The organism is Dethiobacter alkaliphilus AHT 1 (assembly GCF_000174415.1).
GTDB classification, from domain to species: domain Bacteria; phylum Bacillota; class Dethiobacteria; order Dethiobacterales; family Dethiobacteraceae; genus Dethiobacter; species Dethiobacter alkaliphilus.
In genome coordinates, this window is sequence record NZ_ACJM01000001.1 from 202,897 (window position 1) to 220,051 (window position 17,155).

The window sequence follows — 17,155 nt, forward strand, 5'->3', positions numbered from 1 at the left end:
ATTTGTACAGGAGGTGGCATTTGTGAACAGTAAAGAGGATATCAGGCCTATTTCTTATATTAAAGCGCATGCTGCTGAGGTGCTTGCTCAGGTAAATGAGACTCATCGACCGGTCTATGTAACCCAAAACGGTGAGGCTAAAGCTGTGTTAGTGGACACTGAAACGTTTGAGAAAATGAAGAAGGCGCTTGGCTTATTAAAGTTGCTAGCCCAAGGCGAGCGTAATATTGCTGAAGGAAATGTTATAGCCCAGGAAGATGTTTTTGCAACCATGGAACGTGAGTTGGGAATAGATGATGAGTGAAGAACTCTATAGTGTTGTTTGGACGAAAACGGCTCTGCAAGATCTGCAAAGTATAATTAGATATATTTCCTCCCACAGTAATCGTCAGGCAAAGAATATCTATGTGGAGATTAAAGAGCACGTTAAAGATTTGCGGCAATTACCTTTCAGGGGAAGGGTTGTTCCTGAACTGCAGTTTTTTGGGGTATTGATTTACAGGGAGCTTATCGTTAAGCCCTGGAGAATTATTTATAAGCTTGAAGGTAAGAATGTCTGGATACTAGCAGTAATCGATGGAAGAAGAAATGTGGAAGATATATTGTTTAACAGGTTAGTATAGAAAGCGATGTGGCAGAGAAGGGGCTAATCGCAAGATTAGCCCCTTGTTTATACCGGAAGTAAATTATAACGCTTCGTAGTTTGCGAAGCTGCTAAGGTAACCGGTATTGAAAAGCACGCGTTGAGGGAGCTGAATAAGCGTGCCTTTCTTATGAGAACGTCAGGTTTTATTCTGGTTTTTGAGGAGATCCAGGTGAACTCTGCCATCTTTTAATTCCACTATTCTGTCGGTTCTTTCTGCTACTTTTTTGTCATGGGTTATTACAATAAAAGTCGACTGGAATTCCTGATTTATTTCCTTTAGCAGGTTGTAGATTTTATCAGTGGTTTCCGAATCCAGGTTGCCGGTGGGCTCATCGGCCAAAATTACTTTAGGTCTGTTAATTAGGGCCCGGGCAATGGCGGCTCTTTGCTGCTGCCCCCCTGACATATCGGTGGATAAATTATTTTTCACTTTTTCCAGGCCCACAATTTCGATAAGCTCTTCCGCTCTGCGGAGAATCTCTTTGTCAGGCTTTTTGTTTTTTATCAGATACGGTATCAGTACATTTTCCAGTGTTGTAAACTCAGGCAGTAGGTAATGAAACTGAAAAACAAAGCCCAGCGTCTCATTTCTTAGTTTGGCCAGTTCTTTGTTGTTCAGGCTTACAGTATCCACATTGTTAATGAGAACTTTCCCGCTGGTTGGTTTGTCTAAGGTGCCGATAATATTTAGCAGGGTGCTTTTGCCACTGCCCGATTCGCCAATAATAGAGTTGAAAGATCCTGGTTCAAAGCTCAGGTTAATATCAAAAAGAACCTGGGTTTTTACTTTAGTTCCATAGACTTTATCTATATTTTGCAAAGTGAGAATCTTATCCATTTCTTATCACCTCAATCGGTTCAAGTCGGGATGATTTTCTTGCCGGAATCAGAGCAGCAAAGGCTGATGCTACTACCGCAATTAAAAACGAGAACAGAATAAAACGATAATCAATAAATATCTCCACCACCGGAGAACCATCGGGGTTTACTGCAAACTGCATAAAGGCAAGCGATAATGACAAGCCAATGATAACTCCCAAAATTCCGCCGGCAATGCCAAGAATCAGGCCCTGAAATAAAAAGATCAGGCTTGATACTTGATTGTTTACCCCCATGGCCTTTAGAATGCCGATCTGTTTGGATCGTTGAATAACCGAGATTGCCAAAACGCTGGCGATCCCCAAGACCACCGCCACAACAACAAAAATCTGTATCATAATACTGGAAATATCCTGTCCCTGCAAACCGCTTAACAGTTCTTCATTGGCTTCCTTCCAGTTAGAAACGGTCAGCTCGTTTCCTGCAAGCAGTTCTGCTATCTGACCCGCCAGTGTATCGGCTTCAAAGACATCTTCAATTTGAATCTCCAGGGCAGAAACAGAGTCAGGCCGCTCAAAAATTTCCTGAGCAGTTTCTAATGTGCTGATGACCCAGGATTCATTAATGCTGGAAACTCCCAGATCAAAAAAACCGCTAATTATCACCTCACCACGCTGCCCGTCAAAATTAAAAAAGGTTAATTCATCTCCAACGTTTAGGTCTAGGTCGTCGCCCAGTTTTTCTCCCACCACTACTTCGCCGTCTGATGTTGGCAAATTTCCGGCCACAATTTTGGAACTAATACCGTAAATATTGTCTGCCTGTTCAAGTAGAAAGCCTCTAAATACTGCTGCTTCTGCATTGTCATCAAAGCTGATAAAAGCCGGTAAGGTAAGAGTAGGCGACGTGTACCTGATTCCCTCAATGTTTTCTAATATAAGCTCTTCTTTTTCTTGCCAGTCTGAGAATACTTCATTTTTTTGTTCTGCCTCCACCGTAATTTGTGAAGCGTTGCCTATGGTTGAGTCTACAAGACTAATTTGCAGTCCGTTAATCAGCAGCCCGATAAACAACTGCACAGAAATGCCAATAGCAATTCCGGCCAGAATAAGCAGTGTCTGCCCTTTGCCCGAAATCAAAAAGCGCCACGCTATACTAAGTGCGAACTTCATGAAATTCACCTCTTCCCAGCCGGTCTATATCTTCAGAGGAGTTGAGGTAAAGATCAGCTCCCAGGTCTTGTGTCGGATCGTCCCGGTCTTGAAAAGCGTAGCCGCCAATGATAATTTTGGGTTTGTAGGATAACTTGCTGCGAATTTCAGAGATTAGTTTTTTGGCAGCAAAAATGTTGTAATAGTTCGTTACGCTAACGGCAATGTATTCGGGGGTGTTTTTTTCTAAAATCTCTACAAGGCCAAACAGAGGCGTGTTTCCCCCCAAATATAAGGCATTAAAGCCGGCCAGGGTAAAAAAATCTTCCACCATTCGGGGTCCGATTTCGTGGTACTCTTCCACCGGACAGAGTATCATTACTCTTTCCCCTGCTCCATTTTTCTTTCTTGCCTGAAGAACATAAGGATAGCAGCATTCGATGATGGTGCGCACAATGGCAGTGCGCAGATGCTCCTGAGCGACAGAGATCTTTTGTGGTCGCTTGTTTCCCGCAATTTCGTACAAAGCAGGTTTTAATATGTTATTATAGAGAGTAATAACATCAACTTTACCTTCATCAACCAACCCTAAGGCATAGCGGACACAGTTTTCTTTGTCTTCCCGCTCAAAATAGTTTATGAACTGTTCATAATAATTCACTGCATACCCTCCCTTGTTAAATTGATACGTCACCGGCGAAAAATAAAAAGTCAGGGGTGTCATTATGTGTCAGAGACAGCGTCCTTCTTTAAAGTCTTTTTTTAATAATTGGCAGGAAAGCCCGGAGCCTTTTATATCGAAAATAAGAATGGTCCTGAAAAACAACTGGCTGAAAATAAAAAACGGTGAAAGCTGCTGTGGAAATTATGGAGAAGTAGGCTGCTGAGTAGGTTTGCAGAACTCCGGCGGGGTTCAAAAAGATTTGCAGAAATGAACTACATCCATTTTATAGCAGCAGGTTTATGCAGGTGTTAACAGTTCATGATATTATTAAAAAGCCCGGTTCATCTGTCATCTTAAGAGATGCGGTTCCTATTTACTGTGCCAAATAAACACTTTCCCACAGAAACACCGGAAGCTTTGCTCCGGTGTTTCTGTGTTGCTTCCATCCAGCGGACTATGCCAATATGTCTTAATATGTTTGGCATAATTTTAATACTTTTTTAAGTGTGTTCTTAAAGGTAAGTGGTGGAATATATCGAAGGGGGTAGATGAGGAGGGATAAAATGCGCAGAAAAGTAGGCTCAGGATTGTTTATTCTCCTTATACTTTTTGTTTTTGCACAGTTCATCTCAGGATGCTCTGCCCAATATGAAGTTAGTGTTGAGGCAGACCCTCAGGGAGCAGGAGGAGTAACAGGAGGCGGAACCTATGAAGCGGGAGAAAGCGTAGTTGTTGAAGCCAGCCCCCTGGAGGGTTATGAGTTTGCCGGCTGGTTTATAGAAGGACAAAAAATCAGCTCAGAAAAAAGCTATGATTTTATTGCTGAAGAAGATGTGGCGCTGACAGCAAGCTTTACAGAAGAGGAGCAGCTTTCCAGAAGCGTTGAGTTTGCCAATGAGCAAGACCATGGAGGAGAGACGCTGCAAGTTGTGGATGAGGAAGGCAGCATAATTTTTGAATATACTTTTGCAGAATTTAAAGATTGGGCCGCAGAGAATTGGGATGACATTTTTGAGGAAACTCCCGCATTTATGGACCCGGTTTATCCCAAAGACCTTTATCCTTTCTTTTTGGATACGGCCACTTTGTCTCCGGACGAAAATAAGCTGGCTTTTTCAGTGCACAGTTATTTTGCAGCCTCTTACATGTCCTTTGTGGGGGTAGTAAATTTGGAAACGGAAGAAGTCACCCTGATAGATGAGGAAAACGACGGACAGGTAGATGAGTTTTTGTGGTCGCCTGAAGGAACGTATCTTGCCTATACACTTACTACGGCGGTGGGAGAAGGTTTTTACCTGACAGTTGATAATGCGGGCTCCATGGAAAAGGAATTTACATTATCCGGAGGTGATCTGTCAGAAGATCCGGATTTAAGTGCAGAGGATACTTTTCCGCGCTTTAGAAATGTTGACTGGTCTGAAAGTGAAGAACGCCTTTATTTTACAGCGGATATTCACTTAGAAGGGGAGTTTGACTGGAGCATTGATCCCCAGGGAACGGACTTAAGAAAACAAAGTGATCCTTAAAAACTGTGTTTATTTGCCGGATGCCCCAGAGCATCCGGTATTTGTTTTACCTGAAAGTAAAGGATATAATAGCAGGAAGAACCGAAAAAGGAAGAATAATATGATCCGAGTAAATGAAGTTAAGCTTTCTGTAGACGAGGACAGAAAGCTGCTGAAAAATAAAATAGCAAAGAAGCTTAGAATCAGCCCGGAGGAAATCAGTAGTTTTTCTATCTTTAAGGAATCCATAGATGCCAGAAAAAGGCATGAAATAAGCTTTGTCTACATCGTTGATGTGGAAGTTACCGATGAAGAGCGGGTATTGCGAAAAAACAAGAGCCTGCAAAAAAGCCCGGACTTGCGCTACCGGGATGCAGAGGCCGGGGATGGCGTTTTGAAGCACCGCCCGGTGGTGGTGGGAACCGGACCCGCCGGCATGTTTGCCGGACTGATTCTGGCACAACGGGGCTATCGGCCTATTCTATTAGAGCGCGGCCAGGATGTGGATGCCAGAACCCGGGATGTGGAGGAGTTTTGGCACAACCGAAAATTAAACCCCGAATCCAATGTTCAATTCGGGGAAGGGGGAGCGGGAACGTTCTCCGACGGGAAACTGACTACCCGGACCAAAGACCTGCGCTCACGCAAAGCTTTAGAGGAGTTTGTGGCAGCGGGAGCACCAGAAGAAATCCTTTATGCCGCCAAGCCCCATATCGGCACGGACATTTTGAAGACGGTGGTAAAAAATATCCGTGGGCGCATAATTGAGTTGGGCGGCGAGGTCCGGTTTGGCAGCAAAGTTACCGATATTTTAATTGAGAACGGCCACGTAGCCGGCATTATAATAAATGATAAGGAAACGCTTCCGGCAGAGGCGGTAATCCTGGCCATCGGGCACAGTGCCCGGGATACGTACCAGATGCTTCACGCCAGGGAAGTTAATATCCGGCAAAAGCCTTTTTCCATCGGGGTGCGCATTGAACATCCCCAAACTCTGATTAACGTTTCACAATACAAAGAGCAGGCAGAACATCCCCGTCTGGGCGCAGCGGACTACCGGCTCACCTATCAAAGCAAAAATGGCCGCTCCGTTTATACATTCTGCATGTGCCCCGGGGGCACCGTGGTGGCTGCCGCTTCAGAGCTCAATACTGTGGTCACCAACGGGATGAGTGAATATGCCCGGGACAGGGAAAATGCCAACAGTGCGGTGTTGGTGCAGGTGGGCCCAAAAGATTTCGGCAGTGAGCACCCTCTGGCCGGTATCGAATATCAGAGAGAATGGGAAAAGGCGGCTTTTGTGTCAGGTGGCCAAAACTACAATGCACCGGCACAACTGGTGGGAGATTTTCTGGCAGAAAAGCCTTCCACTCAGCAGGGAGACATTAAACCATCATTTCTCCCCGCCGTAACTTTCACCGATTTAAAGCAGTGTTTACCTGCATATGTGGTGGAGTCTCTGCAGGATGCAATTGCCTCTCTGGATAAGAAGCTGCGGGGATTTGCCCGTTCCGATGCAGTGTTAACAGGAGTGGAGACAAGAAGTTCGGCTCCGGTACGCATTGAAAGAGACAGTGAAACAATGCAAAGCATGAATGTGGCGGGCCTCTACCCCATTGGCGAAGGTGCCGGGTACGCCGGCGGTATTATTTCGGCCACCGTGGACGGAATTAAGGTGGCTGAGAAAATTATCGGCAAATTTAAGCCATTTTCCGGGTAGGCACAAAGGAGAAACTCATGACACAGTTTTTACCCATTAATAAAGAGGATATGTCAGAGCGCGGCTGGGACCGGCTGGATTTTGTGTTGGTCTCCGGGGATGCCTATGTGGACCATCCTTCCTTTGGTGCCGCCGTAATCGGCCGGGTGCTGGAAAACCGCGGCTACAAAGTTGGTATTATTGCTCAGCCTTCATGGCAGAGCGCGAAAGACTTTAAGTCATTGGGTAAACCCAGGCTGGGCTTTTTAGTTACAGCCGGAAACATTGACTCCATGGTTAATCACTACACCGTGGCTAAAAAGAAGAGGAAGGACGACCTGTATTCTCCCGGTGGTAAAGGCGGTTATCGTCCCGACCGGGCCAGCATTGTTTATTCTCAGCGCATCAAAGAGGCCTACGGTAGTGTGCCTATTATCCTGGGAGGCATCGAGGCCAGTCTGCGACGCTTTGCTCACTATGACTACTGGAGTGATAAAGTAAGACGGTCTGTTCTCTTAGATGCCAAAGCGGATCTTCTGGTTTATGGGATGGCGGAGCGACAGATTATTGAAATCGCTGAAGCTCTGGAAAGCGGTATACCCATCGAAGAAATTACCTTTATCAAAGGTACCGTTTATAAGACAAAGGATAAAGACAGGCCCTACCAACCGCAATTCTTACCCAGTTATGATGAAATCCTGGAATCCAAGAAAACATATGCTCAAAGCTTTATGGTGCAGTACAATAATATGGATGCCATCACCGGTAAACCGCTGGTGGAGCCGTACCGGGATTTTTATGTGGTACAAAACCCTCCCCACCAACCGCTGCAGCAGTCGGAGCTGGATCAGATTTACTCCCTGCGCTATATGCGCACTTATCATCCAAGTTATGAGAAAGACGGCGGCATTCCCGCCATCAAAGAAGTAAAGTACAGCCTGATTAGCAATCGGGGCTGCTTTGGTAGCTGTAACTTTTGTGCCCTTAACTTCCACCAGGGACGGGTGGTTCAGTCTCGCAGCCATCAGTCTATTTTGGCGGAAGCGGAACAAATGGTTTGGGAGCCGGATTTTAAAGGCTACATTCACGATGTGGGCGGGCCCACCGCCAACTTTCGGCATCGAGCCTGCAAGAAGCAGGAGAAGCACGGTGTCTGTGCCGACAAACAATGTCTTTTCCCAGAACCGTGCAAACAGCTGAAGGTTGACCATCGTGATTACCTGAACCTTTTGCGTAAGTTAAGGGAACTGCCCAATGTGAAGAAGGTATTTGTCCGCTCAGGCCTGCGCTATGACTATTTGATGCACGACCAGAATGATGAATTCTTTAATGAGCTGTGTGAGCACCATATCAGCGGCCAGCTAAAAGTTGCACCGGAGCATATCTCACCGGCGGTGCTGGAGAAAATGGGCAAACCGCAAAAGCATGTCTACGAGCGCTTTGTCAAAAAATATCATCAGGTTAATGAGAAACTGGGCTTAAAGCAGTTTTTGGTTCCCTATCTGATGTCCAGCCATCCGGGCTCTACTTTAAATGATGCCATTGAACTGGCTGAGTATTTGCGGGACCTGGGCTATATGCCAGAGCAGGTCCAGGATTTTTACCCCACTCCGGGTACATTATCCACCTGCATGTACTACACAGAGCTTGATCCCCGCACCATGGAGCGGGTTTATGTGCCCAAGTCTCCCCATGAAAAAGCCATGCAGCGGGCGCTTATCCAATACCGTAAACCGCAAAACTACAATCTGGTTCATGAAGCACTGACTAAAGCGGGCCGTACCGACTTAATCGGCTTCAGCAAGAAATGCCTGATTCGTCCCAGAAAAGATGCCGGCCCCCAAAAGCCCGGTAAATACGGTAAACCGGGTAAACCAGATAACCGAAAATCCAGGCACAATAAACCGAAAAACAAGCGCAAAAACCGGAACAAAAGGTAATAAAAAGGAGAGAGCCTAAACGGTTCTCTCCTTTTTGTATCAAGCTTATGGGTTATGCCATAATTCTTTTAAGGGGACAGACAACCCGGGAAAGTTTGGATGCTCCAGCACTTCATCATCCATGCCCTGTGCAGCAACAGCGTAGAAGCCATCACGGAGGACAAAGCATTCAAATGTTTTGTCCTCCGGACTGACCAGCCAATAATGCTGCACGCCGGCTTTTTGATATATTTGCCGCTTTTGCATCCGGTCTTTGCGACTGGTGGTAGGGGATAGGATTTCCACTGCCAGTGTCGGGGCGCCGTCAATGCGCTGGTCTTCAATTGCTGATTTTTGTTTTCCTGAAATATAGAACAGATCCGGCTGAACAACTGTCAGATTGCCCAAAGTTACATCCAAAGGAGAGATGAACACTTCCCCTTCGGTATCAACCTGCCAGAAATAATCTTCCAGCATTCTCACCAACCTGCGTATAACCCTTTGATGTGTAACATTTGGCGACGGTTCCTTAACCAGCGTTCCCTCGAGAATCTCAAAACGATACCCGGGCTCCTCCGGCAGCTGAAGATAGTCATCATAGGTGTATTCTTTATCTGATTTATATTCTGCAGTTTTTTCCCGAACCGGGGAAGTGCTTAGGGCTTTAACCACTTCCTCCAAATTGTAGCGGTATTGCTTCTTACCCAGCTCTACATAGGGTATCTTTTTTTCCCGGGTGTATCTCCAAATGGTTTCCACCGACAGATTCAGCGCTGCTGCCAGTGCCTGGGCTGTTATCAGTTCCTTGTCGTAGGACATGACATCACCTCCAAGTCCATTATATCTTTTCTATAAACCATTATCAACTATTAACAAGTAAAAAAGGTTATAATTTAAAAAGATAATTTATCATGTTTGCTGCATATATGATAAAATAAATCTGTAATTCACGTTTGCTATAAAGTGGTGGTGACTGAGTGTTAAACAGCATTAAGTACGCAACTGTTCAGTTTGTCTGGAAAATTATCGATAAGTTAGCCGAGAAGCAGGCAAAGGGCGCTGTTTTGCCCCCGGGCATTAAAGTAATTGCCGATATCCCTTATAAGAATACCGGGTTGATGGCGCATCTATTGGATGTTTATTATCCCCAGGACACCAGAGGTCCGCTACCAGTAATTATCTATATCCACGGCGGCGGCTTTTTGGCAGGGGATAAACTTCACACCAGGCAGTACTGCATGACCCTCTCCCAATATGGTTACTGCGTTGTAAACCTTAACTATCGATTGGCTCCTGAACATAAAAATCCCGCGGCCATCGAAGATGTTTTTTCTGCCATGGCCTGGGTCAGAGACAATTGCCACCATTACCACGGTGACAGTAACCGGCTGATATTAGCGGGAGATTCGGCGGGTGCATACCTGGCCGGGTTGGCCGCAGCAATCTGCACAAACAATAAACTGGCAGAGCAGCACGGCCTTGATGTGCCTGTTGCTCCGGAAAATATCCGCGGTGTGCTTCTTTTTAGCGGCCTGTTCGATCCGGTCACCGCGGTAACCCGTAAATTCATAGGAATTAAAGCGGATATTGAATTGTATATGGGAACTAACATATCAGAGTCTCCCTCTCTGGACCATTATTCCGTTAAAAAAAATATCACCCCTGGTTTTCCTCCAGCTTTTATCAGCAGTGGCCAGGTAGACGGTCTTCATCCCGAATCTGAGGCCCTGTCCGCCGAGTTATCCAAAAACAATGTTTGGCATAGGGCGCTGTTTTTTGCTAAATCAGAAAAGAAAGGCTTCCATTGTTACCAGCAACATCTGTCATTGGATACCGCCAAGCAATGTATGGAGCATGTCCGGGGTTTTCTTGCTGATGTTTTAAAAGAGGATGAAGGGATGTAGACAAATGTCTTTTGAGGTTATCCGAACAAAAAGAAAAACAGTTGCCCTCATAATAAACTCCGAGGGCGAATTGATTGTCCGGGCGCCATTACAAACTCCCAATTCTTATATTGAGGATCTGGTGATCAAAAAAGCAGATTGGATAAGACAGACACAGGAAAGAATCAGGGAAAGGAACTTGCTCTATCCTCCTTTGCTTTGTCGGGAGGGGGAGTGGTTTCCCTATCTTGGTCAGGATTATCAACTGGAATTCAATGATTATACAGGCCAAATACGGTTAAATGATGACCGCCTGTTAGTGCCACATGGAATCGATGATGTGAAGGCGACTATGATTTTGTGGTACAAAAGTAAGGCTAAAGAAGTTATTGTAAAAAGGCTCGATTTGTACTCTAAGCGTCTGGGCCTGGAATATAAAGCGATGCGCATTACCAATGCGTCAAGAAGGTGGGGTTCCTGCAGCACAAAAGGAACGGTAAATTTCAGCTGGCGGCTGGTTATGTGTCCTCTCCAGGTCATAGATTATGTGGTTATTCACGAACTCTGCCACCTAAAGCACCATAACCACTCCCAGGAGTTTTGGCAAACAGTTGGTGAGTATATGCCGGACTATCAGATACATAGGAAATGGTTGGCGGATAACCAGAGGATAATGGATATTTTACAATAAAGCCGGGTAATTTCTACCCGGCTTTCACTTGATATGTTCTTTTTTCTGTATTGCCACTCGCCATACATCCGGTCCTTCTTCCAGGTAGTTCCAGATAAATTGATCCGGCAGTTCAGCCATGAACATATGGCGTAGAGGTTTGGGGTCATGGTCATTAACTAACTCCATTTGTTCACCCGGTTTTAGACTGTCATAGGTGCCAAAAATCTTTGCTTGCCTGTCTTTAGGTGGATATTCTCGCACATCTACTTGCGCTGCAAAGTCCGACATAGTAAAACCTCCATTGTTTGAGTTAAATATATTTTCTGCGCAATGTAATATGGATATTCCGTAACCTTGATGCAGTTATTTTAAATTTTTGAAGTACGGTATGTTTTTGCAATTAACAACTATTTATCTAATGTAATTCGATATAAAATAGGTAGGGAAATCTATTAGTGGAGGATATGATGAGAAAACAAAAAGCTGTACTTATTTTACTTCTAGTAGGGATGGTTCTTATCACTGGGTGTGCCGGAGATATTTTAAACACTGTGACTGCAGAGCAGCAGAAGATATTTGACAATCCGTCAAGAATTGCTGAACGGACGGACAGTTATACTTATTTTGTACGTTCAGGCAGTGTGAGAGGGGATACGGCAGATATCGCTTTTGAAACATTTTACGGCATGGAAACCTGGTGGATTTTAAATTCCAATGGGGACCAAACTGTTACAGTTGATGCGGTCCTGGATATTACTGAAGGCAGGTTTAAGTTGGTTCTCATAACAGAGGACAATGAAGTGGAAGAAATTATCGGTCAGTCTCAAAAAGGCAGTGCTGCCATAACTGTACCCAACGGTAGAAACAGAATTAAAGCGGTCGGTGATAATGCAACGGGTTCTATTAATATTAAGCTTTCTGATTATGAAGATGTTTCTGTTACAACCAATTAATTCATTATAAAAAGCCAGGACCACAGGGTCTTGGCTTTTGTGCTTGTTAGAGAGCTAGACTTCTGCGATTAAAGATTGTGATGCCGCCGATGTAGGTAGCTAGGGAGACAGCAATGAGAATTGCGGCGGCCACGACCATAAAGGAATCACCACTTAGGATTCTACCGGGATCCAGCAGGGTATAGAGAGAAAAATTGCCGATCCAGGCGTATTGCTCGCTCACGTTGGCGAGCATGTTCAGGATAAAAAAGGCAATGGGAACCCCTGCTCCGAAAGCCAGGGAATACTTGGTGTCATCAAAGAGGCAGGAGAAGAAAAAGCAGATGCCGCTGACGGCGTAGGTTGTAAGCAGTGTAATCAGGTTTATTTGCAAAAAGCCGGAGACGTTTAGTTCGCCGGGGAAAAGGGCCTGGGCAAAGGTGAGACCAAGTAGTGTAACCAGGGCCATTAACACCGTAATACTAATAAGGAAATAAAGAGCCTGGGTGGAGATGATGGTCACCCTTGTATGTGGGGTGGAGAGGAGATAGGCCATGGAACCGCTGTCTACGTGGCGGGCGACCAGGCGGTTACCAACGATAATACAGTAAATCATAGGAAACATAATGGCGATAAACCCGTAATAGTAGCTGCCAAGAAATGCGGTAAGTTCGGTGCTGAGGTCATCCATGCCCATGGCTGAAATCAGTTCCCTGGGCATTGTTTCCATCATGGCAATCAGACCTTCCATGCTCTCCGGATCAAACATGGAGATAATAACCGAGAGATACATGAGCATTACCAGAAATATTATTAAGGCAATAACCCAGTTTGCTTTCAGTGTTGCTTTAAAAAGTGTACCGTTCATTACTGCACCTCCTGGCCATAGTACTTCATAAAGACCTGCTCCAGACTTTGGGAAATAACATCAAGCCCTTTTACATGGCAATCGGCCAGGACGCCAATGAAGCGGTCGTATTCGCTGCTGATATAAACTTCAACCTGGTTACCGGTGATTTTCCCGATTTCCAACTCACTGACTTTTAGCCGGTCCACATCTGCCGGGGAGGCCACCGTAACCAGAAAAGCTTTGCGCTGGGAAGCCTTAAGGGAGTGGACATCTTCCACCGCCACCAACTTGCCCTCACGGATTACACCGGCACGGTCGGAGGTTCGCTCGATTTCCTCGAAGCTATGGGAGGACATTAGGACGGTTTTGCCCCGGCTCCTTTCTTCCAGGATCAATTCAATGAAGGTTTTTTGCATTAAAGGATCCAGCCCGCTGGTGGGTTCATCCAGGATGTAGACACAGGGGTCGTGCATAAAAGCAGCAATGAGACCTGCCTTTTGCTTCATGCCTTTGGACATTTTGCGGATTTTACGGTCCGTTTCCAAATCGAAGCGCTCGATCAACTGTTTTTTGCGGGTGTTATCTTTAACGCCACGCATATCATTCATAAACTGCAAAAACTGTGTGCCGGACATCTCATCAAAAAAAGCGATTTCCCCGGGCAGATAGCCCAGTGATTTCTGAATCTCTTTAGCTTGGGTACGGGTATCCATACCATTAATGGTGCAGGTACCTTTATCTGCATTGGTAAAGCCCATCAGCTGCCGTATGGTAGTGGTTTTACCCGAACCGTTAGGGCCCAGGTAGCCAAAAACTTCCCCCTCGTTTACAGAAAAGGTTAAATCAAATATCCCTTTGCCGTTTTTGTAGGTCTTCGTCAACCCTTTAACAGAAATCATCAGTTCACCCCCATGTTTTGAAATGAATGTGCTGCTTGATTTCATTCTACTCCTGCGCAAAGTGTGTGTCAATGATTTGAACCGTGATGCTTGCGATATTTCAAAACTTTGTTATACTTAAATTGGGTGATAACGATGGATGGATACGAAAAGCGCACGCAGCAAAAAAAAGAAGCTATACTGGCCGCTGCCCGGGAACTGTTTTTTGCCAACGGGCCAAGTGCCACAAGTATTGCCGAAATTGCCGATATGGCCAATGTTTCTCAGGTGACGATATATAACTATTTTGGCAGCAAGGATCGTTTGGTGCATCTGGTAATGGAGCAGTATATGCAGGAAAAGCTGGCTGAGATGGAAGAATTGGTGGCCAGGGACATTCCTTTTCCGGAAAAAATAGAAAAACTACTGTTTGCTAAAAAAGAATCGGCCAAAGAAATAGAAGACAGAGGTTTTTTACAGTTTATCTCCATGGAAGATCCTGAGCTAAGGGAAATGTTGGATGAATTTACGCAAAGCAAGACTTTGCCAGCTGTGCTCAGGCTTATAAAGCAAGGACAGGAGCAGGGGTACGTAAACCCCGGTATCTCTGCAAAGGGTGTGCTGCTTTTTATTGAAGGAGCCAGAGCAACTATGGAACGTCCGGGGTTCTTTGACGAAGACAATGAAAAGCTACGCAGGGAGATTGCCGAGTTGGTGTTTTATGGGTTGCTGGGCAAGGGTAATCATTAAAAACTTAACGATAAACATTAAAAACTTATTGACATAGTATAAATTATCATGTTATGATCACCTCAAGAACAATTTGTGGGGTGATTATCTATGTCTACGGATTTTGCCGTTGAGAGGTACAGAAAGCTGGCTAAAATACTGCGGGTGCTGTCACAAGTAGGGTACTGGGGTTCTGCTTTGGTGGTGCTGATTTTGCTACCCTTGGCAATTTACATTTCAACAGCCCAGAATATTGCCTTTGGCTGGGGTACAATGGAATATTTTAACCTGGGGCTTACAGACGGGGTAATTCGTTATAACCTTAGTTTGGCAGAACAGAGTACCGACCCTGGAGTCAGTCGAACTGTTGTGGCAGGAATATTATACTCAGTTGTTGTTTACAGTGCGGTATATGGGCTGGTTTTATTTTTTCTCAGTGGTGTGCTTAAATCTGTGGAGAAAGGGACGCCCTTTATCAGGCAAAACGCCCGCAGGCTTACTTCTATAGGAATAGTTTTTATCGTGGGTTCGGTATTTGCCGGGGTAACCCAAGCTGCGGCTGCCTACGCAATAATTCAGGCACTGGATCTTGCCGCGCTTTCTGTTAACTATTCCGTCAATAGCAATATGATTTTAACTGGGCTGTTAATGCTCATTCTGTCAGGTGTTTTCCGCTATGGCGCGTACCTGCAGGAAGAGTATGACGCTACACTTTAGGGGTAAAATCATGGCCATTATTCTCAGACTTGACAGAATGTTGGCAGACAGGAAGATGCAATTGAGCGAACTGGCCGACAGAATTGGCATCAGTGTTGTCAACCTTTCAAACATTAAGACCGGCAAGGTAAAAGCGATTCGCTTTTCCACACTGAACTTAATCTGCAGAGAGCTTAATTGTCAGCCGGGGGATATCCTGGAATATCAACCGGACAGCGAGGGGGCTTGAGGACCCTCTTGTCGATACCGGCAAGCTTATATTCTTATTGATTCTTAATAAAGAATATGATAATGTCAGTTCAGATAAACCGTAGCTGGCATTTTTTTCTTTATATCTGCATAATAAAATACGACAAGTCTTTTGGAGGTGGGGATTATGGACGGGCTAATGGAGTTTTTGCCTTTGATTGTGATAGTCCTGGCGGCTTTTTTGGTGGTTCGGTTTGTGGTGAAAATGGCTGTGCGTTTGGCGTTTCTGGCAATTATTCTTGTGGTGGCAGCTTTGTATTTTACAGGAAATCTACCGCTGCCGTTGTAATGCAAAAGCTCCCCGCCGGGTCCCGGCGGGGAGTTGTCTGTTTGTGGACAAATAAACCTGTCCCTCTGTCCACATTGTGAGACAAAATCACCTGTCCCCTTTGTCTCAGAGGTCCAGTTGTTGTTCTTCGTTGAAGAATGTTTTGTAGCCTAGTTCCACAAAGAGGATGACGGTGAGGGCTACGCTGCCTACGATGCCCAGCATAATGGCAATCTGGTATTCGATGGCGGTTAGGGGGGAGACGCCGGAGAGGATCTGTCCGGTCATCATGCCGGGGAGAAAGACGATGCCCATGCCCACCATGGAATTTATGGTGGGGACAATGGCGGAATCGAAGGCGCCGTTTACGATGGGTTTGGCTGCCGTTTTGGGGGTGGCGCCCAGCATCAGGGCCGCTTCCACCAATTGCTTTTGGGATTGCATGCCTTCCACCAGTCGGCTTACCCCCAGGGTGATACCGGTCATGGAGTTGCCGATAATCATGCCGGCGATGGGGATAAAGTAGCGCGGTTCATACCAGGGGGAAAGGGCTATAACCACAAGGAGAAAATAAAGCAGGCTGGCCAATGTCCCAATGGCCATGGAAAAAGCAATAACCTTTTTTATTTTTTGCGACAGGGCAACTTTGACCCGCTTCATGATATTATTGATGGCAAAGGCCAGCATTACCGTGATTACCAGTACCGTTAATAAAGGGCTGGGATTTTCAAAGAGATAGACAAGAACGTATCCGGTGAGGACTAGCTGCAAAATCATGCGTAATGTGGCAATGATAATTTCTTTTTCCCGGGGAATACCTTTAATACGGACAATGGCCATTAACAGGAGGATAAAGATGTAGGCTGCCCCTAACTGCCAGATTTGCAGTTTAATTACGTCCTGCATTACCTGCCACCTCCTCCTGCCTGATGATTTTTCCTGAGCGCACCTCAATGATCTGTTGTGCATATTGACGGGCCACATTTTTAGAATGGGTGACCATAATCAGCGTTTTATTGTGGTCCCGGGCGAAGTTAACCAGGCTGTTGATGATTAGCTCCTCAGTATCTTCATCCAGTGCTCCGGAGGGTTCGTCCAAAAGCATTACCTCCGGTTCCATTAGCATCATTCTGGCCAGGCATAATCGTTGTTTTTCGCCTCCGGACAGCTTGTCCGCCTCGCCCGCCAGGTCTTTGTTTAAGTGTACCAGTAATAGAGCTTCCCTGAGTTTTTGCTCCTCTGCTAAAGGCTTTTCTGAAAAGCTTAGCCCCGCCTGCAGATTATCTTCAATTGTTCCGGGAAAAATTACCGGAACCTGCGACAGCATAACAACACGCCGACGTAAGTCCACTGCAGGAATATTTGTTAACGGCGTGTCATGGAAAAATATTTCTCCCTCATCAGGGCTGATCATTTTATTAAGCAGGCGCAAAAGTGTGGTCTTGCCGCTGCCGCTTTCACCCACAATGCAGGTGACCTTGTTAACGGGAATAAGTAAGTCTTCGATTTCTAAAATGTCTTTGTAACGTATGTTATTGAATGTAAACATAAAACCCTCCGGTTCTGCGCTATG

At 45.5% G+C, this 17,155-nt stretch carries 21 protein-coding genes; 12 read left to right on the forward strand and 9 right to left on the reverse strand.

Going from position 1 to position 17,155, the window contains the following annotated elements; translation table 11 throughout:
* The first annotated feature begins 22 nt into the window (after positions 1–22).
* Together DEALDRAFT_RS00970 and DEALDRAFT_RS00975 are read left to right on the forward strand one after the other, a co-directional pair.
* Positions 23–304 carry a type II toxin-antitoxin system Phd/YefM family antitoxin gene (locus DEALDRAFT_RS00970; RefSeq protein WP_008513986.1) on the forward strand — a complete coding sequence of 94 codons (282 nt, stop codon included), beginning with the start codon at positions 23–25 and terminating at the stop codon, positions 302–304.
* Positions 294–623 carry a type II toxin-antitoxin system RelE/ParE family toxin gene (locus tag DEALDRAFT_RS00975; protein ID WP_243441119.1) on the forward strand — a complete coding sequence of 110 codons (330 nt, stop codon included), beginning with the start codon at positions 294–296 and terminating at the stop codon, positions 621–623. Before DEALDRAFT_RS00970 ends, DEALDRAFT_RS00975 begins: the two co-directional genes overlap by 11 nt.
* Positions 624–782: 159 nt before the next feature.
* Here the strand turns inward: DEALDRAFT_RS00975 and DEALDRAFT_RS00980 are convergent, their stop codons facing one another.
* The 3 genes from DEALDRAFT_RS00980 to DEALDRAFT_RS00990 are packed head-to-tail and all read right to left on the reverse strand — an operon-like array spanning position 783 to position 3,277.
* Positions 783–1,484 carry an ABC transporter ATP-binding protein gene (locus DEALDRAFT_RS00980; protein ID WP_008513991.1) on the reverse strand — a complete coding sequence of 234 codons (702 nt, stop codon included), beginning with the start codon at positions 1,482–1,484 and terminating at the stop codon, positions 783–785.
* On the reverse strand, positions 1,477–2,637 hold the full coding sequence (locus tag DEALDRAFT_RS00985; RefSeq protein ID WP_008513992.1) for an ABC transporter permease: 1,161 nt from the start codon (positions 2,635–2,637) through the stop codon (positions 1,477–1,479). The genes DEALDRAFT_RS00980 and DEALDRAFT_RS00985 overlap by 8 nt, the downstream gene beginning before the upstream one ends.
* Complete coding sequence (locus DEALDRAFT_RS00990) at positions 2,621–3,277, reverse strand: cobalamin B12-binding domain-containing protein (RefSeq protein ID WP_008513993.1); 657 nt, start codon at positions 3,275–3,277, stop codon at positions 2,621–2,623. The genes DEALDRAFT_RS00985 and DEALDRAFT_RS00990 overlap by 17 nt, the downstream gene beginning before the upstream one ends.
* 566 nt (positions 3,278–3,843) lie before the next feature.
* Between DEALDRAFT_RS00990 and DEALDRAFT_RS00995 the strand changes: the two genes are divergently transcribed.
* The 3 genes from DEALDRAFT_RS00995 (at position 3,844) to DEALDRAFT_RS01005 (ending at position 8,424) form a co-directional block, all read left to right on the forward strand.
* Positions 3,844–4,806, forward strand: a complete 963-nt coding sequence (locus tag DEALDRAFT_RS00995; protein ID WP_008513994.1) for an InlB B-repeat-containing protein — start codon at positions 3,844–3,846, stop codon at positions 4,804–4,806.
* Between the two features lie 100 nt (positions 4,807–4,906).
* Entirely contained in the window at positions 4,907–6,505 is a 1,599-nt protein-coding gene (locus DEALDRAFT_RS01000; RefSeq protein WP_008513995.1) for an NAD(P)/FAD-dependent oxidoreductase, read from the forward strand.
* Between the two features lie 17 nt (positions 6,506–6,522).
* The gene (locus DEALDRAFT_RS01005; RefSeq protein WP_008513996.1) at positions 6,523–8,424 is read left to right on the forward strand and encodes a YgiQ family radical SAM protein; all 1,902 of its coding nucleotides are present in this window, start codon (positions 6,523–6,525) and stop codon (positions 8,422–8,424) included.
* Between the two features lie 45 nt (positions 8,425–8,469).
* Here the strand turns inward: DEALDRAFT_RS01005 and DEALDRAFT_RS01010 are convergent, their stop codons facing one another.
* Complete coding sequence (locus DEALDRAFT_RS01010) at positions 8,470–9,222, reverse strand: Uma2 family endonuclease (RefSeq protein WP_008513997.1); 753 nt, start codon at positions 9,220–9,222, stop codon at positions 8,470–8,472.
* Between the two features lie 158 nt (positions 9,223–9,380).
* On the opposite strand from DEALDRAFT_RS01010, the gene DEALDRAFT_RS01015 reads away from it, so the two are divergent.
* Together DEALDRAFT_RS01015 and DEALDRAFT_RS01020 are read left to right on the forward strand one after the other, a co-directional pair.
* A complete protein-coding gene (locus DEALDRAFT_RS01015; protein WP_008513998.1) occupies positions 9,381–10,307 on the forward strand; it encodes an alpha/beta hydrolase in 927 nt (308 codons plus the stop codon).
* 4 nt (positions 10,308–10,311) lie between these two features.
* On the forward strand, positions 10,312–10,977 hold the full coding sequence (locus tag DEALDRAFT_RS01020; protein ID WP_008513999.1) for a M48 family metallopeptidase: 666 nt from the start codon (positions 10,312–10,314) through the stop codon (positions 10,975–10,977).
* 24 nt (positions 10,978–11,001) lie between these two features.
* On the opposite strand, the gene DEALDRAFT_RS01025 is transcribed toward DEALDRAFT_RS01020, so the two are convergent.
* The gene (locus tag DEALDRAFT_RS01025; RefSeq protein WP_008514001.1) at positions 11,002–11,247 is read right to left on the reverse strand and encodes a DUF2249 domain-containing protein; all 246 of its coding nucleotides are present in this window, start codon (positions 11,245–11,247) and stop codon (positions 11,002–11,004) included.
* 176 nt (positions 11,248–11,423) lie between these two features.
* Here DEALDRAFT_RS01025 and DEALDRAFT_RS01030 point away from each other — a divergent pair, with 176 nt between their 5' ends.
* Positions 11,424–11,912 carry a hypothetical protein gene (locus tag DEALDRAFT_RS01030; protein WP_143753326.1) on the forward strand — a complete coding sequence of 163 codons (489 nt, stop codon included), beginning with the start codon at positions 11,424–11,426 and terminating at the stop codon, positions 11,910–11,912.
* A gap of 46 nt (positions 11,913–11,958) precedes the next feature.
* On the opposite strand, the gene DEALDRAFT_RS01035 is transcribed toward DEALDRAFT_RS01030, so the two are convergent.
* Complete coding sequence (locus tag DEALDRAFT_RS01035; RefSeq protein ID WP_008514005.1) at positions 11,959–12,759, reverse strand: ABC transporter permease subunit; 801 nt, start codon at positions 12,757–12,759, stop codon at positions 11,959–11,961.
* The gene (locus DEALDRAFT_RS01040) at positions 12,759–13,640 is read right to left on the reverse strand and encodes an ABC transporter ATP-binding protein (RefSeq protein WP_040378250.1); all 882 of its coding nucleotides are present in this window, start codon (positions 13,638–13,640) and stop codon (positions 12,759–12,761) included. Before DEALDRAFT_RS01040 ends, DEALDRAFT_RS01035 begins: the two co-directional genes overlap by 1 nt.
* 135 nt (positions 13,641–13,775) lie before the next feature.
* On the opposite strand from DEALDRAFT_RS01040, the gene DEALDRAFT_RS01045 reads away from it, so the two are divergent.
* The 4 genes from DEALDRAFT_RS01045 to DEALDRAFT_RS16785 all read left to right on the forward strand — a co-directional run bounded on the left by DEALDRAFT_RS01045 (position 13,776) and on the right by DEALDRAFT_RS16785 (position 15,603).
* Positions 13,776–14,369 (forward strand): TetR/AcrR family transcriptional regulator, encoded by a 594-nt coding sequence (locus DEALDRAFT_RS01045; RefSeq protein WP_008514008.1) that lies wholly within the window; start codon positions 13,776–13,778, stop codon positions 14,367–14,369.
* A gap of 90 nt (positions 14,370–14,459) precedes the next feature.
* Positions 14,460–15,065 (forward strand): DUF2975 domain-containing protein, encoded by a 606-nt coding sequence (locus DEALDRAFT_RS01050; protein ID WP_008514010.1) that lies wholly within the window; start codon positions 14,460–14,462, stop codon positions 15,063–15,065.
* Positions 15,066–15,075: 10 nt separating this feature from the next.
* Positions 15,076–15,294 carry a helix-turn-helix domain-containing protein gene (locus tag DEALDRAFT_RS01055; protein ID WP_040378251.1) on the forward strand — a complete coding sequence of 73 codons (219 nt, stop codon included), beginning with the start codon at positions 15,076–15,078 and terminating at the stop codon, positions 15,292–15,294.
* Between the two features lie 147 nt (positions 15,295–15,441).
* Positions 15,442–15,603 carry a hypothetical protein gene (locus DEALDRAFT_RS16785; RefSeq protein WP_008514014.1) on the forward strand — a complete coding sequence of 54 codons (162 nt, stop codon included), beginning with the start codon at positions 15,442–15,444 and terminating at the stop codon, positions 15,601–15,603.
* 105 nt (positions 15,604–15,708) lie between these two features.
* Here the strand turns inward: DEALDRAFT_RS16785 and DEALDRAFT_RS01060 are convergent, their stop codons facing one another.
* Both DEALDRAFT_RS01060 and DEALDRAFT_RS01065 read right to left on the reverse strand, forming a co-directional pair.
* Positions 15,709–16,488, reverse strand: a complete 780-nt coding sequence (locus DEALDRAFT_RS01060) for an ABC transporter permease (protein ID WP_008514016.1) — start codon at positions 16,486–16,488, stop codon at positions 15,709–15,711.
* The gene (locus DEALDRAFT_RS01065) at positions 16,472–17,131 is read right to left on the reverse strand and encodes an ABC transporter ATP-binding protein (protein ID WP_008514018.1); all 660 of its coding nucleotides are present in this window, start codon (positions 17,129–17,131) and stop codon (positions 16,472–16,474) included. The genes DEALDRAFT_RS01060 and DEALDRAFT_RS01065 overlap by 17 nt, the downstream gene beginning before the upstream one ends.
* Between the last annotated feature and the right edge of the window lie 24 nt (positions 17,132–17,155).

Excerpts from the sequence above, each read along its gene's own strand:
- DEALDRAFT_RS00975 (WP_243441119.1), top strand. The coding sequence starts at position 294 with ATGATGAGTGAAGAACTCTATAGTGTTGTTTGGACGAAAACGGCTCTG.
- DEALDRAFT_RS00980 (WP_008513991.1), bottom strand. The coding sequence starts at position 1,484 with ATGGATAAGATTCTCACTTTGCAAAATATAGATAAAGTCTATGGAACT.
- DEALDRAFT_RS00985 (WP_008513992.1), bottom strand. The coding sequence starts at position 2,637 with ATGAAGTTCGCACTTAGTATAGCGTGGCGCTTTTTGATTTCGGGCAAA.
- DEALDRAFT_RS00995 (WP_008513994.1), top strand. The coding sequence starts at position 3,844 with ATGCGCAGAAAAGTAGGCTCAGGATTGTTTATTCTCCTTATACTTTTT.
- DEALDRAFT_RS01000 (WP_008513995.1), top strand. The coding sequence starts at position 4,907 with ATGATCCGAGTAAATGAAGTTAAGCTTTCTGTAGACGAGGACAGAAAG.
- DEALDRAFT_RS01005 (WP_008513996.1), top strand. The coding sequence starts at position 6,523 with ATGACACAGTTTTTACCCATTAATAAAGAGGATATGTCAGAGCGCGGC.
- DEALDRAFT_RS01010 (WP_008513997.1), bottom strand. The coding sequence starts at position 9,222 with ATGTCCTACGACAAGGAACTGATAACAGCCCAGGCACTGGCAGCAGCG.
- DEALDRAFT_RS01020 (WP_008513999.1), top strand. The coding sequence starts at position 10,312 with ATGTCTTTTGAGGTTATCCGAACAAAAAGAAAAACAGTTGCCCTCATA.
- DEALDRAFT_RS01025 (WP_008514001.1), bottom strand. The coding sequence starts at position 11,247 with ATGTCGGACTTTGCAGCGCAAGTAGATGTGCGAGAATATCCACCTAAA.
- DEALDRAFT_RS01030 (WP_143753326.1), top strand. The coding sequence starts at position 11,424 with ATGATGAGAAAACAAAAAGCTGTACTTATTTTACTTCTAGTAGGGATG.
- DEALDRAFT_RS01035 (WP_008514005.1), bottom strand. The coding sequence starts at position 12,759 with ATGAACGGTACACTTTTTAAAGCAACACTGAAAGCAAACTGGGTTATT.
- DEALDRAFT_RS01040 (WP_040378250.1), bottom strand. The coding sequence starts at position 13,640 with ATGATTTCTGTTAAAGGGTTGACGAAGACCTACAAAAACGGCAAAGGG.
- DEALDRAFT_RS01045 (WP_008514008.1), top strand. The coding sequence starts at position 13,776 with ATGGATGGATACGAAAAGCGCACGCAGCAAAAAAAAGAAGCTATACTG.
- DEALDRAFT_RS01050 (WP_008514010.1), top strand. The coding sequence starts at position 14,460 with ATGTCTACGGATTTTGCCGTTGAGAGGTACAGAAAGCTGGCTAAAATA.
- DEALDRAFT_RS01055 (WP_040378251.1), top strand. The coding sequence starts at position 15,076 with ATGGCCATTATTCTCAGACTTGACAGAATGTTGGCAGACAGGAAGATG.
- DEALDRAFT_RS16785 (WP_008514014.1), top strand. The coding sequence starts at position 15,442 with ATGGACGGGCTAATGGAGTTTTTGCCTTTGATTGTGATAGTCCTGGCG.
- DEALDRAFT_RS01060 (WP_008514016.1), bottom strand. The coding sequence starts at position 16,488 with ATGCAGGACGTAATTAAACTGCAAATCTGGCAGTTAGGGGCAGCCTAC.
- DEALDRAFT_RS01065 (WP_008514018.1), bottom strand. The coding sequence starts at position 17,131 with ATGTTTACATTCAATAACATACGTTACAAAGACATTTTAGAAATCGAA.